13 protein-coding genes are annotated in these 13,957 nt (G+C 66.0%); all 13 read left to right on the forward strand.

Annotated elements, in window-relative coordinates; genetic code table 11:
- Position 1 precedes the first annotated feature (1 nt).
- The 13 genes from narJ to gshA all read left to right on the forward strand — a co-directional run bounded on the left by narJ (position 2) and on the right by gshA (position 13,925).
- Positions 2-709 (forward strand): nitrate reductase molybdenum cofactor assembly chaperone, encoded by a 708-nt coding sequence (gene narJ / locus PSV40_RS21485; RefSeq protein WP_300541726.1) that lies wholly within the window; start codon positions 2-4, stop codon positions 707-709.
- Positions 706-1,428 carry a respiratory nitrate reductase subunit gamma gene (gene narI / locus PSV40_RS21490; RefSeq protein WP_300541728.1) on the forward strand — a complete coding sequence of 241 codons (723 nt, stop codon included), beginning with the start codon at positions 706-708 and terminating at the stop codon, positions 1,426-1,428. The genes narJ and narI overlap by 4 nt, the downstream gene beginning before the upstream one ends.
- Positions 1,429-1,455: 27 nt before the next feature.
- Positions 1,456-2,316 carry a peptidylprolyl isomerase gene (locus PSV40_RS21495; RefSeq protein ID WP_300541730.1) on the forward strand — a complete coding sequence of 287 codons (861 nt, stop codon included), beginning with the start codon at positions 1,456-1,458 and terminating at the stop codon, positions 2,314-2,316.
- The gene (locus tag PSV40_RS21500) at positions 2,313-3,005 is read left to right on the forward strand and encodes a carbonic anhydrase (protein ID WP_300541732.1); all 693 of its coding nucleotides are present in this window, start codon (positions 2,313-2,315) and stop codon (positions 3,003-3,005) included. Before PSV40_RS21495 ends, PSV40_RS21500 begins: the two co-directional genes overlap by 4 nt.
- On the forward strand, positions 2,983-4,251 hold the full coding sequence (locus tag PSV40_RS21505; RefSeq protein ID WP_300541734.1) for a nitronate monooxygenase family protein: 1,269 nt from the start codon (positions 2,983-2,985) through the stop codon (positions 4,249-4,251). The genes PSV40_RS21500 and PSV40_RS21505 overlap by 23 nt, the downstream gene beginning before the upstream one ends.
- A complete protein-coding gene (locus PSV40_RS21510) occupies positions 4,248-7,811 on the forward strand; it encodes an LAGLIDADG family homing endonuclease (protein ID WP_300541736.1) in 3,564 nt (1,187 codons plus the stop codon). The genes PSV40_RS21505 and PSV40_RS21510 overlap by 4 nt, the downstream gene beginning before the upstream one ends.
- The gene (locus PSV40_RS21515; protein WP_300541738.1) at positions 7,808-9,130 is read left to right on the forward strand and encodes an NnrS family protein; all 1,323 of its coding nucleotides are present in this window, start codon (positions 7,808-7,810) and stop codon (positions 9,128-9,130) included. Before PSV40_RS21510 ends, PSV40_RS21515 begins: the two co-directional genes overlap by 4 nt.
- A 10-nt stretch (positions 9,131-9,140) precedes the next feature.
- Positions 9,141-9,821, forward strand: coding sequence for a nitroreductase (locus tag PSV40_RS21520; protein ID WP_300541740.1), 681 nt, complete (start codon positions 9,141-9,143; stop codon positions 9,819-9,821).
- Positions 9,822-9,832: 11 nt separating this feature from the next.
- Entirely contained in the window at positions 9,833-10,237 is a 405-nt protein-coding gene (locus PSV40_RS21525) for a ribonucleotide reductase subunit alpha (protein ID WP_300541742.1), read from the forward strand.
- Positions 10,238-10,322: 85 nt separating this feature from the next.
- Positions 10,323-10,820 carry a hemerythrin domain-containing protein gene (locus PSV40_RS21530; protein ID WP_300541817.1) on the forward strand — a complete coding sequence of 166 codons (498 nt, stop codon included), beginning with the start codon at positions 10,323-10,325 and terminating at the stop codon, positions 10,818-10,820.
- Positions 10,821-10,931: 111 nt separating this feature from the next.
- Entirely contained in the window at positions 10,932-12,185 is a 1,254-nt protein-coding gene (locus tag PSV40_RS21535) for a glutamate-5-semialdehyde dehydrogenase (protein ID WP_300541819.1), read from the forward strand.
- Between the two features lie 2 nt (positions 12,186-12,187).
- Positions 12,188-12,517: a hypothetical protein gene (locus tag PSV40_RS21540; RefSeq protein WP_300541744.1), complete on the forward strand. Its 330-nt coding sequence runs from the start codon at positions 12,188-12,190 to the stop codon at positions 12,515-12,517.
- A 112-nt stretch (positions 12,518-12,629) separates the two neighbouring features.
- Complete coding sequence (gshA, locus tag PSV40_RS21545; RefSeq protein ID WP_300541746.1) at positions 12,630-13,925, forward strand: glutamate--cysteine ligase; 1,296 nt, start codon at positions 12,630-12,632, stop codon at positions 13,923-13,925.
- The last annotated feature ends 32 nt before the right edge of the window (positions 13,926-13,957 follow it).

Genomic DNA, 13,957 nt, shown 5'->3' on the forward strand with positions numbered 1-13,957 from the left:
CATGGCACTTTTCAACAACACCCCCGCTGTGGCTTCAAAAAGCCTGCGTGTGCTGGCCCGGCTGCTCGCTTATCCCGACGCTGAGCTGCGCGGCCATCTGGGTGCGCTGCGCGAGGCACTGCACGAAGAGCGTGCGCTGGAGCCGTTGCGACTGGCCGAGCTGGATGTCCTGATCGAAGCACTCGCGCTTGCGCCGGCGCTCGAGACCGAGGCGGCTTATGTCGAGTTGTTCGACCGGGGCCGCGCCACATCGCTGCACCTGTTCGAACACGTGCACGGCGACTCGCGTGACCGCGGACCGGCCATGATTGACCTGGCGCAGACCTACGAGAAGGCCGGCATGTACCTGGCAGAAGGCGAGATGCCGGACTTCCTGCCGGTGGTGCTCGAATTCACCTCGACCCAGCCGCCGCGCGAGGCACGCGAATTTCTCGCCGAGATGGCGCATATCTTCAATGCGATTTTCGCGGCCCTGCAGCAGCGCGAAAGTGGCTACGCCTCGGTGCTGGGAGCCTTGCTGGAGCTTGCCGGGGAGAAGGCTCAGCCGGTGCAGATCGCGGCGGAAGAACCTGTCGACGCGGTCTGGGAGGAGCCGGTCGTCTTTGACGGCTGTTCGTCCAAGGGCCAGGCCCGGCCGGACCAGCCGCAACCGATTCACATCGTGCCTCACGTACGCAAGGCACAGCCCACCCAAGGAGTACAAGCATGAGCCCCGGACTGCACGGATTTCTTTTTGGTGTCTACCCCTACATCTGCCTGACCGTGTTCCTGCTCGGCAGCCTGATCCGCTTCGACCGCGACCAGTACACCTGGAAAAGCGACTCCTCGCAGCTGCTGCGCACCGGCCTGCTGCGCTGGGGCAGCAACCTGTTCCACGTGGGCATCCTGTTCCTGTTCTTCGGCCATCTGGTCGGCCTGCTGACACCCCACGCGGTGTATGGCTTTTTCATGGACGCCGCGACCAAGCAGCGCATGGCGATCTACGCGGGGGGCATTGCCGGCATCATCTGTTTCATCGGCCTGTCGATGCTGATCTACCGCCGCATGTTTGACCCGCGCATCCGTTACACCAGCCACAAGACCGATCTCGCGATCCTGCTGATCCTGTGGGTACAGCTGGTGGTGGGGCTGATTACCCTGCCGTATTCGTGGGGACACGCCGACGGCAGCGTGATGCTGATCCTGGCCGATTGGGCGCAGCGCATTCTCACCCTGCGCGAGGTGGACTCTGCAGCGCTGGCCGTCCTGCCCTGGCCCTACCGTTTCCACATCGTGTTCGGCATGACCATCTTCCTGCTGTTCCCCTTCAGCCGCCTGGTTCATGTATGGAGCGGCTTCGGATCGGTCGCTTACATTTTCCGTCCCTACCAGGTCGTGCGCAGCCGCCGCCTTGGCGTTCCCCGGGCCAAGTCGCCCGGTGCTCCCTGACCCCTCACAATGAACCAGGGACCCTCCATGACCACACAGACGCTTTCTTCACCCGCCGCCGCCCAGGGCTGCGGCAGCGGTTCCTGCCAGTGCGGCCCTGCAGCCGACCAGCCAGTTCAGCCAACGGCCTGCGTCAACGGCATCGCCCTGCATGCGACCGGGCAGCGTCCGGACACGGCCACGCTGCGCGAACTGGCCTACACTGAACTGCTGCGTCAGCAGGCGGTGTTGCACGGCCTGCTGCCGCGCCACACCGGCTTGACCACCCCGGAACTGGGCCAGGCCGAACGCGACATCATCGAAGCCATGGTGGACCGGCAGGTGGTCAGCCCCCAGCCAAGCGACGACGAAGGCCGGCGTTATTACGAAGCCCACAAGGCGCAGTTTCTGGTGGGCCAGGCGCTGCACGTGCGGCACATCCTGTTTGCCGTCACGCCCGGTGTCAACGTCCAGGCACTCACCGTGCATGCCGAACGCGCCTTGCTGGAGCTGTCGCACAAGGGGGTGTCCCCGGAGCGGTTTGCCCAGCTGGCTGCCGAGCTGTCCAACTGCCCGAGCAGCACCCAGGGCGGGGATCTCGGCTGGATCACGCCGGACGACTGCGCGCCCGAACTGGCAACAGAGCTGTTTCACCTCCAGCATGCGCAAACCGGCACCGGTGTGCATCCGCGCCTGTTCCACACGCGTTTCGGTTTTCACATCATCGACGTGCTGGAGCGCCGCAGTGGCACCCAGCCCGCCTATGAGGAAGTGCGCGAGCGCATTGCGGCCCTGCTGACCATGCAGTCGCGCGCCCGGGCCCTGCACCAGTACATGACCCTGCTGGTGGGGGAGGCGGAAGTCGAAGGCGTTGCCCTGGAAGGGGCTGATTCGCCGCTGGTCCAATGACCGAAGACGTCGCAAGCGCGGACGAGTTGCTGCTTCGCTTGCGGCGTTTTCACTCCGACTATTTTCCGCTGCACCAGCAGCGTTTCCAGGACCTGGTGGCGCAGGGGCAGCATCCCAAGACCCTGTTCATAGGCTGCTCGGACTCGCGCGTGGTGCCCTACCTGCTGACGGGGGCCGGCCCGGGGGAGCTTTTCATCGTGCGCAATGTGGGGGCCTTCGTTCCGCCGTATGACGGTTCCCACGGATTGCACGGCACCACGGCGGCGATCGAGTTCGCCGTGCTCAGCCTGCATGTGGAGCGCATCATTGTCTGCGGCCACAGCCACTGCGGCGCCATCCGCGCCGCTTATGAAGGCGTGCCCGAAGAAGCCGTGGCCCTGCAGGCCTGGCTCAAGCTGGCCAGCGAAGCCTTGCTGCCGGTCCAGGCCAGCCCCGAAGCCCTGCGCCGCACCGAGCAGCGCGTCGTGGTGCTGCAGCTCGAGCGCCTGATGGCCTACCCCATGGTGCGGCGTGAAGTCGAGAAGGGCACCTTGACGCTGCATGGCTGGCATTACGTGATTGAGGACGGTGAAATCCACATCTTTGATGTACGGCAAGGAAGTTTTGTGCCCGCTGCGATAGCCTCCAACAGCGGCACTGGCCCGTACCAACCTTATGTGGAGCACGATGGACAAATCATTAGCAGCTGACCTGGCCGCCAAGGCAAGTGTCGATTCGGCGGCGGCCGCCGCGATACTGCAGACACTAGCCCGTGATTCGGGCCTGCGGTCCTGGCGGCTGGGCGGCAAGGAGCTGGTGCCGGTGGTGCAGGGCGGCATGGGCGTGTGTGTGTCGGCCGGTGGTCTGGCTGGCGCGGTGGCCCGCCTTGGCGGGGTGGGCACGGTGTCTTCCGTGGACTTGCGGCGCCTGCATCCGGACCTGATGGCCAAAACGGGCCACCTGGACAAGGAACCCGATGCGAAAGCCCTGATCAACGCGGCCAATCTCGAGGCGCTGGACCGCGAAATCCGCCGGGCGCGCGAGCTGGCACAGGGCCGCGGCCTGATTGCCGTGAACATCATGAAGGCACTCGGCGCCTACGAAGATTACGTGCGCCAGGCGCTGGCCAGCGGCGCCGATGCGCTGGTGGTCGGCGCCGGCCTGCCGCTGGATTTGCCGGAGCTGGCGCGTGACCATCCCGACACCGCCCTGATTCCCATCCTGTCGGACGCGCGGGGCGTGCAATTGCTGGTGCGCAAGTGGCAGAAAAAGGGCCGCCTGCCCGATGCCATCGTCATCGAACACCCGGGCCTGGCCGGCGGTCATCTGGGCGCGGCGAAGGTCGCGGACCTGCATGACCCGCGTTTTGACTTCGAGGTGGTTATTCCCCAGGTGCTGGAATTTTTCAAGACGGCGGGCATCGAGCGCGAGATTCCGCTGATTGCCGCTGGCGGCATCAACTGCCGGGACGACATCCTGCGCCTGCAGGCTCTGGGCGCCTCGGCCGTGCAGCTCGGAACGGCTTTTGCCGTGACCCAGGAGTGTGATGCCGACCCCGCCTTCAAGAAGGTGCTGGCCGAAGCCAAACCGGAAGACATGGTGGAGTTCGTCAGCGTGGCCGGCCTGCCGGCGCGTGCGGTGCGCACACCCTGGCTGGACAAATACATCCGACTCGAGCCCAAACTCCAGGCGGCGGCCCATGTCAAGGCCAAATGCAACATGTCGTTTGACTGCCTCGCCCACTGCGGCCTGCGCGACGGCGTGGCCAGCATGGGCCAGTTCTGCATCGACCAGCAGCTCGGCCATGCGTTTGACGGCAATGCGCGTAAAGGCCTCTTCTTCCGTGGTGCTGCCCGCCTGCCGTTTGGCGATCAGATCCGTTCGGTGCAAGAATTGATGCAATGGCTGCTCGGTGGCATTCAGCCGTCAGCGTCCATCGCAGGAGCACAAGCATGAAACGCGATCAGTTCGGCCGGCCTCAGGACCTGACGGCCACCCAGCCCATCAGCCAGGATGTGCTGAAGGAAAAATACCTCAAGCCCGGCGAGTCGGGTGTGGAAGACCTGTACCGGCGCGTGGCGCGGGCCCTGGCTTCGGTCGAGCCGGAAGCGGAGCGCGCCAGACACGAGGCGCTGTTCCTCGAGAACCTGCACGCCGGCGCAATAGGCGCCGGCCGCATCATGAGTGCCGCGGGCACGGCCATCCAGGCGACCCTGATCAACTGCTTTGTGCAGCCCGTGGGCGACTGTATCCAGGGCGTCGATGACGGCGGCTACCCCGGCATTTACGAGGCCCTGCGCGAAGCGGCCGAAACCATGCGGCGCGGCGGCGGCGTGGGTTACGATTTTTCACGCATCCGGCCGCGCGGCGCGGAGGTCAAGGCCACGGCCTCCATGGCTTCCGGTCCGTGCAGCTACATCAATGTGTTTGACCAGTCCTGTTCCACGGTGGAGAGCGCGGGTTCGCGGCGCGGGGCGCAGATGGGCGTGCTTCGCATCGACCACCCGGATGTGCACGAGTTCATCACCGCCAAGCGCACACCCGGGCGCTGGAACAACTTCAATGTGTCGGTCGGCATGCCGGACGCGTTCATGCACGCCCTGGCCGAAGACCAGCCCTGGGAGCTGGTGCACAAGGCCAAACCCGGCGCCCCGCTGATCGCGCAAGGCGCGTTCCAGCGTGCCGACGGCCTGTGGGTCTACCAGACGGTCGCGGCGCGCGAGTTGTGGGACACCGTGATGCATTCGGCCTACGACTTTGCCGAGCCCGGCATCCTGTTCCTGGACCACATCAACCAGGACAACAACCTGCGTTACTGCGAAGAAATTGCGGCGACCAATCCCTGCGTGACGGCCGACACCTGGGTAATGACGACGGATGGACCGGCGCAGGTATCGGACCTCGTGGGGCGGCCCTTCAGTGCGGTGGTTGATGGCAAGTCCTACGCGGTGAAAAGCGACGGTTTTTTCAAAACAGGACACAAACCCGTGTTCGTTTTGCGCACGCTCGAAGGGCAGGCCTTGCGCCTCACCGCCGACCACCGGGTGCGTCGTGTGGCGCGCAGAACCCGGTTCGCGCTGGAGGCCGGGTGGACTGAAGCTGCGCAACTGAAGGCGGGCGACGAAATCCTGCTGCACGATCACCGCGCACTGGGCGGGTGGGAGGGGGCCGGTACGCAGGCCGAAGGTTATTTGCTGGGGCTGCTGATCGGCGATGGCACCCTCAAGAGCGACAAGGCGGTAATTTCGGTGTGGGCGCCTGAACTCAAATTGGCGGCAAATGGTGCGGTGGCCTATGCGCAGACAGGTGCTGCCGGTATCGTGCACGCCGCCGAGGCCGCAGCCGCCACTTTGTCGCACCGGTCCGACTTCCGGGGCTTTCAGCGGCCCGTGGCTGGACGGGGCGAGGCGCGCATGGCCTCAGGTGCTGTGCGGCGCCTGGCTCTGGACATGGGCATGCGTCCCGGTCACAAGACAATTACCGCCGCCATGGAAAAGGCGTCGTCCGTCTTTGCAGAGGGGCTTCTGCGTGGCTTGTTTGATGCCGATGGTTCTGTGCAGGGTTCGCAGGAAAAAGGCGTCAGCCTGAGGTTGTCCCAAAGCGATCCGGGTTTGCTTCAGACGGCGCAGCGCATGTTGCTGCGTCTGGGCATTGTCTCCACCATTTACCCCAACCGGCGTCTGGCACAGGCACGGCCACTTCCCAACGGGCGCGGTGGTTTGACGGTTTATGAGACGGCTTCGCAGCATGAGCTGGTCATCAGCGGGGACAACCTGAGGATGTATGCGGAGCGCGTCGGGTTTGCCGATACCGACAAGGCCGAGCGGCTGGACCATGCGCTCGGCAGCTACAAACGCAGCCTCAACCGCGAGCGCTTCACGGCCACGGTCGAGTCGCTGACCGAGGACGGCTGCGAGGACGTTTTCGATGTGACCGTGGCTGACATCCATGCCTTTGACGCCAACGGCCTGTACGTGCACAACTGCGGCGAGCAACCGCTTCCGCCCTACGGCTGCTGCGACCTTGGGCCCATCATCCTCACGCGTTTTGTGCGCCACCCCTTCGGCTTCAATGGCGCGCCGGACTTTGATTTCCAGGCTTTTGCGAAATCGGTGACCACCCAGGTGCGTGCGCTTGACAACGTGCTCGACGTGACCTTCTGGCCGCTGCCGCAGCAGCAGGCCGAGTCGGCCGCCAAGCGCCGCATCGGCGTCGGTTTCACCGGCCTGGGCAATGCGCTGGCCATGTTGTGCCTGCGTTACGACGCGCCCGAGGGCCGCGAGATGGCGGCGCGTATCGCCGTCGCCATGCGCGATGCGGCCTACGCTGCGTCGGTCGCGCTGGCGAAAGAAAAAGGCGCGTTCCCGAAGTTCGACGCCGACGGCTATCTCGCCTCAGGCACCTTTGCCAGCAGGCTGCCGGCCGCCCTGCAGCAATCCATACGCGCCAACGGCATCCGCAACAGCCACCTGCTGTCGATTGCACCGACCGGCACGGTCAGCCTGGCGTTTGCCGACAACGCGTCCAACGGCATCGAGCCGCCGTTTTCGTGGATGTACCGGCGCAAGAAACGCGAGTCTGACGGCAGCACCACCGAATACGCGGTGGAAGACCATGCCTGGCGCCTGTACCGCGAACTCGGCGGCAACGTGGACAAACTGCCGGGCTACTTTGTTTCGGCGCTCGAGATGTCGGCGGACAGCCACATTGGCATGATGGAAGCGGTGCAGCCCTTTGTGGACACGGCGATCTCCAAAACCGTCAATGTGCCGGCCGATTACGCCTACGAGGATTTCAAGAGCCTGTACCAGCAAGCCTGGCGCGCCAGACTCAAGGGCCTGGCCACCTACCGGCCCAATGCGATTCTGGGTTCGGTGCTGGAGACCCATGCTCCCGCCGCCGCGCCGGCCGCGGCGGTGCCCATGGATCCGATGCGCACGGTGATCGAGAGCCGTCCCAAGGGCGCCTTGTCGGCGGTGGCCGAAAAGGTCGACTACTGGACGCAGGAAGGGCACAAGACGCTGTACATCGTGGTGTCTTTCCTGCCGGTGCCGTCGGCCAGCGGCGAGGGCACGGTTGAACGTGCCATCGAGTTTTTCATGCCGGTGGGGCAAAGCGGCGAGTCGCAGCAGTGGATCACCTCCAGCATGCGCATGCTGTCGCTGGCCGCGCGCGGCGGTTTCCTCGAGCGTGCGCTCAGCGACATGCGCAAGGTCGCCTGGGACCGTGGCCCGGTGCGGCTGGGCACCTATGAGAAAACCGACGGCACACGCGTGCCGTTGTGGCACGACTCGGAAGTCGCCGCCATTGCCTATGCGGTGCAGAACATCATTGCGCGGCGCGCCCGACAGGGCGTTGCCAGCGCAGCACCGGTCGTGGATCCCCAGGTCGACATGGCGCTCGCGCCGCCGGTGATGGCGGGCAAGAAGTGCAGCGAATGTGGCGCCCACGCGGTGATCCGCAAGGATGGTTGCGACTATTGCACCCAGTGTGGCCACCTGGGCGTTTGCGGATGAGTGAGCGCCCGGTCATCGCCCTGCGGGTGAGGCCGGGCAAACCCACGGCCAGCGAGCGGGCCAGGGTGGATCGCCGCTGGCGCGCCAGCCATCTGCTGCTGGCGCCGCACCGGCTGGGTTTTTTCTTGGCCATGGTGGTGCTGGTGGCCGCAGGCAGCTGGTGGGCGCTGGTGCAGCTGGACCGCATCAGTCCGGTGCTGAGCCTGCCCTATGCGCTGTCGCCTTCGCTGGCCCATGGTGCGGTCATGACCTTTGGTTTTATTCCTCTGTTCTTCGCGGGTTTCCTGTTCACGGCCGGGCCGAAATGGCTGGGCGTGCAGCCCTTGGTGCCCCGGCAGCTTCGCGTGCCACTGCTGCTGCAGGCAACGGGCTGGCTGCTGTGCCTGGCCGGCGCGCACCTGCATGGCCTGACGGCATTGGCCGGGCTGGTGCTGGCCTGTGCGGGGCTATCCTGGGTAACGGCCCTGTTCTGGGGGCTGATCCGGCGCAGCCATGCCGACGACCAGGTGCATGCGCGCACGGCAGGCGCGGCCTGCATCGTGGGTTGCGTGAGTCTGGCCGGTCTGGCACTCGGTCTGTTTCTGGGCAAGCCCGACGTGGCGCGCGCCTGCGTGCTCACCGGCTTGTGGGGGTTTGTGGTGGTGGTCTACGTCTCGGTGGCACACCGCATGATTCCGTTTTTCACCTCCAGTGCCATGCCGCGCATCGACGCCTGGCGCCCGTTCTGGGTGTTGTGGCTGATGCTGGCCGTCGCGGCGGCCGAGGTCGTGGCGGTGTGGGTCGAGCTGGAGGGCCCCCTGCAAGGCACGGCGGGCACGGTCTGGAGCGTGGCGCGCGGTGCCTTCGAGCTGGCCGCGGGCGGCGTGCTGCTCTGGCTCGCTGTTGTCTGGGGGCTGGTGCAAAGCCTCAAGAACCGTTTGCTGGCCATGCTGCACATCGGGTTTTTCTGGCTCGGCCTGGCGCTGGTGCTCGGGGGTCTTGCGCAGTGGCTGGGTCTGGTGCAGGACGCGCCGGTGCTGGCCCTTGGGTCGCTGCATGCGCTGACCATGGGTTGCCTGGCGTCGCTGATGCTGGCCATGGTCACGCGGGTGTCCTGTGGCCACAGCGGCCGCGCGCTGGTGGCCGACAACATGATCTGGACGCTGTTCTGGCTGCTGCAGGCCGCGACGCTGCTGCGCATTGCGGCTGCCGCGCAAACGGCCCTCGCGGGCTGGCTGCTGCTGGCGGCGGCGCTGTTGTGGGCGGGTGTCATGGGGGTGTGGGGTGTGCGGCTGGGCAACTGGTATGGCCGCCTGCGTGCTGACGCGCGGCCCGGTTGAGGGCGTACTGATGAACCTGCTTGCCGTCCCGCCCCCGTTGCCACTATCCACCGCGCCAGACAACGATCCGGCCAGCCTGGCGGCGACGCTGATGCAGTCACGCCAGACCATTTTGCCCAAGCGCCTGCTGGCGCCCGGTCCCGACGCGAAGCAGCTCGGCATGATCCTGAACGCGGCGGCCACGGCGCCTGACCACGGGCAGCTGCAACCCTGGCGCCTGGTGTTTGTTCCGCAGGCGGCGCGCGCGCGGCTGGCCGAGGTGTTCGGCGCGGCGCTGATGGCGCGCGACGCCCAGGCCACTGCGGAACAGCTGGCGCAGGCGCAGGAAAAAGCGCACCGGGCCCCCTTGCTGATGCTGGTGGTTGTCGATGGCCAGCGCGGCGATGCGGAGATTGACCTGGCCGAACGCACCGTGTCCGCCGGTTGCGCGATCCAGAACATGCTGCTGATGGCCACCGCATTGGGGTATGGTTCGGCATTGACCAGCGGCAAGGCGCTGAAGTCCGCCGGCCTGCGCGCCCTGTTTGGCCTGGCGGCTGGCGAACAGGCGCTGTGTTTTGTCAGCATCGGCACGGCACAGTCGCGCAAGCCCGCGCGCCTGCGCCCTGCGCCGCCGGATTTTACAAGCAGCCTTTCGGCCGACGGGCACGCACCGGGGCGCGAACCGGCGGATTCTTTTTATTCCCTGTGACTGGATGATTCATGGACATTCTGAGTTTTGACGACCTGCTGCAGGCAGCCCGGGCCCAGCCCGAGCCGCAGCGCCTGCTGTTTGTGTTCACCGGTGTGGAGCTGCCCGAGGACAGCACGCCGGTGCAGCGCGAACGTTTTGAAGCCGGCCAGGGTGGTGCGCTGGTGCCGCTGATGTGTGTGGACAAGCGGCCGGAAGATCTGAGCTCGTTTGCGGCGCTTGTGCAGGAGTCCAGCCAGTTCGGCCACCACTGGGGCCTGGTGTTCGCCGCCGCGCTGGGGGGCTCGGTGAACCGCGCGCCCACCACCGAAGATGCCGAGGAGCCGCTGCAACGCATGGTCGAGTCCATCAAGCAGGGGCAGATTGGCGCTTTCATCCCGTTTGACCCGCAGGGCCAACCGGTGCAGTTCGGCTGACATGGGCACGGTGCGCCGCACTGAACGGCCTGATGCCGTGCCCGGCTTTCAAGCGCCTGGGGCCGGTTTTGAAGCGCCTTTCGAGATGCTGGGTGCTTGCCACGAGCGGGTCGAGCGCATGCTGGCCTTGTTGGCACGCCTGCAGCAGCATCTGCTGGAGCGCGGCTGCGACGATGCCGCGCGGCAGGCCGCGCGTGACGTGATGCGTTACTTCGACCTCGCCGCGCCGCTGCACCACCAGGACGAGGAGATGCACGTGTTCCCGCCGCTGCTGGCCGGACCGGACGCCGGCCTGCGCGCCCTGGTGCAGCGCCTGCTGCAGGACCACCGCGACATGGAAGCCGCCTGGCCCCTGGCGCGCAGTGTGCTGCAGGCCATCACCGACAGCCCGGCTGCGGACTGGACGCCGCTGGACCCTGCCCGGACCGCTGCGCTGAGCCGGTTTGCCGCACTGTACGTGCGCCACCTGGCGGACGAGGACCAGCTGGCCTATCCCGCAGCGCAGGCCACGCTGACGGGCGACGCCCTGCGGGCCATGAGCCAGGACATGATGCAACGCCGCGGCGTGCCCGCCCGGAAGTGACGGCCGTGCTCCCCGCCGCATGAATACGGGCAAAATAGGGGCATGAACGCGCCTGATCTTTCCAACACGCTGACCCGAAGCAGCGAAGCCGACGCCGAACTGGCAGGCCTGATGGCGGTCATGGGTTCCAAGGCAAAATCGGCCTCAGCCCAGACGGCGCGCGCGCCGGCAGCTATCAAAAACAGAGCGCTTTTGACGCTGGCCGGCTTGCTGCGGCAAAACGTTGCGCCTTTGCAGGCGGCCAACCAGCGTGACCTCGAACGGGCGGCCGCGGCCGGCCTGGCCGGCCCCATGCTGGACCGCCTCAAGCTCGGGGCCAAGGACATCGCCACGGTGGCCGCGGGTTGCGAGCAACTCGCCGCCATGCCCGACGTGATCGGCGAGATCATCGGCATGAAGCAGCAGCCCAGCGGCATCCGCGTCGGCCAGATGCGTGTGCCCATCGGCGTGTTCGGCATGATTTACGAAAGCCGGCCCAACGTCACGATCGAAGCCGCGTCGCTGGCCATCAAAAGCGGCAACGCCTGCATCCTGCGCGGCGGCTCCGAAGCGATCGAGTCGAACAAGGCGCTGGCGGCCCTGGTGCATCAGGCGCTGCAGGACGCCGGCCTGCCGGCAGAGGCCGTGCAGCTGGTGCCCACCATCGACCGTGCGGCGGTGGGTCTTTTGATCACCATGCCGCAGTATGTGGACGTCATCATTCCGCGCGGCGGCAAGGGCCTGATCGAGCGCATCAGCCGCGACGCGAAAGTGCCGGTCATCAAGCACCTGGACGGCAACTGCCATGTCTATGTGGACGACCCCTGCGACATGGCCATGGCCGTGGCCGTGGCCGACAACGCCAAGACCAGCAAATACAGCCCCTGCAACGCCAGCGAAGGACTGCTGGTGGCGCGCGGCATCGCGGCTGACTTCCTGCCGAAAATCGGCGCCATCTACGCCGCCAAGGGGGTGGAGATGCGCTGCGACGCCGAAGCCCGGGCCCTGCTGGCCCCGGTGCCAAACGCCATCGTCCAGCCCGCCAGCGAGCAGGACTGGTATGAGGAATACCTGGCGCCGGTGATCAGCATCAAGGTGGTGGCCGGTGTGGACGAAGCAATTGCCCACATCAACCAGTACTCCAGCCACCACACCGACGCCATCCTCACGCGCGACCACATGCATGCCCAGCAATTCCTGCGCGAGGTCGATTCGGCCAGTGTCATGGTGAATGCGAGCACCCGCTTCGCCGACGGTTTCGAGTTTGGCCTGGGCGCTGAAATCGGCATCTCCACGGACAAGTTCCATGCCCGCGGCCCGGTCGGCATCGAGGGCCTGACCTCGCTGAAATACGTGGTGCTGGGCAACGGGGAAGTGAGGCTGTGATCATGTCTTTCCGGATTTTTGACAGCCGTTTCGCGCCGGCCGGTCTGTTTCTCGCGGCCTTGGCACTGCCGCTGGCGGGCCAGGCCGCTTCACCGTCGGCCGTCGACATGGGTTGCTACAACTGCCGCGGCGCCTACCCGCGCGGCGAGGCGCCGGGTTTTCCGCAGATCGCGGCCAAATACGCCGAGCGCAAGCCTGACGCGGCGGCCGAGCAGCGGCTGGCCGACAAGCTGCGCCCGGGCGAATGGCTGGAGCACATCGATGCTCACGAAAGGCTCAGCCCCGAAACCGCCAGGGCCCTGATCCTCTGGCTGGTCGAAGGCGCGAAATAGCCGTCACGAGCCGCGTGCCGGGCTTCTTCGGGGAAGGGCAGCTTGCCTTGAATGCGGCGTGATCGCCTCCACCTCCTAGAATTCGCTTCCAATACTTATAAAAGAGGGCCGCATGGTTCCGCATCTCATTACGGCCCTGAACGGCCCGATCAACGAACTCGAGCAGCGCATCCTGGACACCACGCCGGCGATCGAGCGCTGGTTCCGTCTCGAGTGGATGGAGCACACGCCGCCGTTTTACAGCTCGGTCGACGTGCGCAACGCCGGCTTCAAGCTGGCACCGGTGGACACCAACCTCTACCCCGCCGGCTGGAACAACCTGACGCCCGAGATGCTGCCGCTGGCCGTCCAGGCGGCGATGGCGGCAATTGAAAAAATCTGCCCCGAGGCGCGCAACCTGCTGGTCATTCCCGAGAACCACACGCGCAACACCTTTTATCTGGCCAACATCCTGCAGCTCAAGCGCATTTTTCACCAGGCCGGGCTCAACGTGCGTTTCGGCTCGCTCAGTCCCGACATCACCGAGCCGACCACGCTGACCCTGCCCACCGGCGAGCAGATCACGCTGGAGCCGCTGGTGCGCACAGACCGGCGCCTGGGGCTGAAAAATTTCGACCCCTGCACCATCCTGCTCAACAACGACCTGTCGGCCGGCATTCCCGGCATGCTGGAAGACCTGCACGAGCAGTATTTGCTGCCGCCGCTGCATGCGGGCTGGTCGGTGCGGCGCAAGTCGCGCCATTTCCAGGCTTATGAAGAGGTGTCCAAGCGTTTCGGCAAGCTGCTGGGCGTGGACCCCTGGCTGATCAACCCGATGTTTGCCAAGTGCGGCGAGATCAACTTTGCCGAAGGCACGGGCATGGACTGCCTGACCACCAACGTTGATGCGCTGCTGACCAAGATCAGGCGCAAATACAAGGAATACGGCATCAACGAAAAGCCGTTTGTCATCGTCAAGGCCGACAACGGCACCTACGGCATGGGCATCATGACGGTGCGCGACGTGAAAGACCTCGACGAGCTCAACGGCAAGACCAAAAACAAGATGAGCACCACCGAGGACGGCCGGCCGCTGTCCGAGGTCATCATCCAGGAGGGGGTCCAGACCCACGAGCGCATCAACGACGCGGTGGCCGAGCCCGTGGTCTACATGATGGACCGTTATGTGGTGGGCGGCTTTTACCGCGTGCACGCCGACCGCGGCATCGACGAGAACCTCAACGCCCCCGGCGCCAGCTTCGTGCCGCTGGCTTTTGCCGACAGCGGCCGGCTGCCGCAGCCGGGTGTGCCGCCGGGCGCCAGCGGGCCCAACCGTTTCTACATGTATGGGGTGATCGGCCGGCTGGCCATGCTGGCCGCCAGTTACGAGCTGGAAGCCACCGACCCGGACGCCGAGGTTTACGACTAGAGGCTTGTTCACCCCTATCCCCTTGCAGGGGA

Origin of the sequence: Polaromonas sp. (assembly GCF_029945925.1) — a bacterium.
Lineage (GTDB): Bacteria > Pseudomonadota > Gammaproteobacteria > Burkholderiales > Burkholderiaceae_C > Polaromonas.

Bases quoted from the DNA above. Each gene is read 5' to 3' on its own strand.
- narJ (WP_300541726.1), top strand. From the start codon at position 2: ATGGCACTTTTCAACAACACCCCCGCTGTGGCTTCAAAAAGCCTGCGT.
- narI (WP_300541728.1), top strand. From the start codon at position 706: ATGAGCCCCGGACTGCACGGATTTCTTTTTGGTGTCTACCCCTACATC.
- PSV40_RS21495 (WP_300541730.1), top strand. From the start codon at position 1,456: ATGACCACACAGACGCTTTCTTCACCCGCCGCCGCCCAGGGCTGCGGC.
- PSV40_RS21500 (WP_300541732.1), top strand. From the start codon at position 2,313: ATGACCGAAGACGTCGCAAGCGCGGACGAGTTGCTGCTTCGCTTGCGG.
- PSV40_RS21505 (WP_300541734.1), top strand. From the start codon at position 2,983: ATGGACAAATCATTAGCAGCTGACCTGGCCGCCAAGGCAAGTGTCGAT.
- PSV40_RS21510 (WP_300541736.1), top strand. From the start codon at position 4,248: ATGAAACGCGATCAGTTCGGCCGGCCTCAGGACCTGACGGCCACCCAG.
- PSV40_RS21515 (WP_300541738.1), top strand. From the start codon at position 7,808: ATGAGTGAGCGCCCGGTCATCGCCCTGCGGGTGAGGCCGGGCAAACCC.
- PSV40_RS21520 (WP_300541740.1), top strand. From the start codon at position 9,141: ATGAACCTGCTTGCCGTCCCGCCCCCGTTGCCACTATCCACCGCGCCA.
- PSV40_RS21525 (WP_300541742.1), top strand. From the start codon at position 9,833: ATGGACATTCTGAGTTTTGACGACCTGCTGCAGGCAGCCCGGGCCCAG.
- PSV40_RS21530 (WP_300541817.1), top strand. From the start codon at position 10,323: ATGCTGGGTGCTTGCCACGAGCGGGTCGAGCGCATGCTGGCCTTGTTG.
- PSV40_RS21535 (WP_300541819.1), top strand. From the start codon at position 10,932: ATGGCGGTCATGGGTTCCAAGGCAAAATCGGCCTCAGCCCAGACGGCG.
- PSV40_RS21540 (WP_300541744.1), top strand. From the start codon at position 12,188: ATGTCTTTCCGGATTTTTGACAGCCGTTTCGCGCCGGCCGGTCTGTTT.
- gshA (WP_300541746.1), top strand. From the start codon at position 12,630: ATGGTTCCGCATCTCATTACGGCCCTGAACGGCCCGATCAACGAACTC.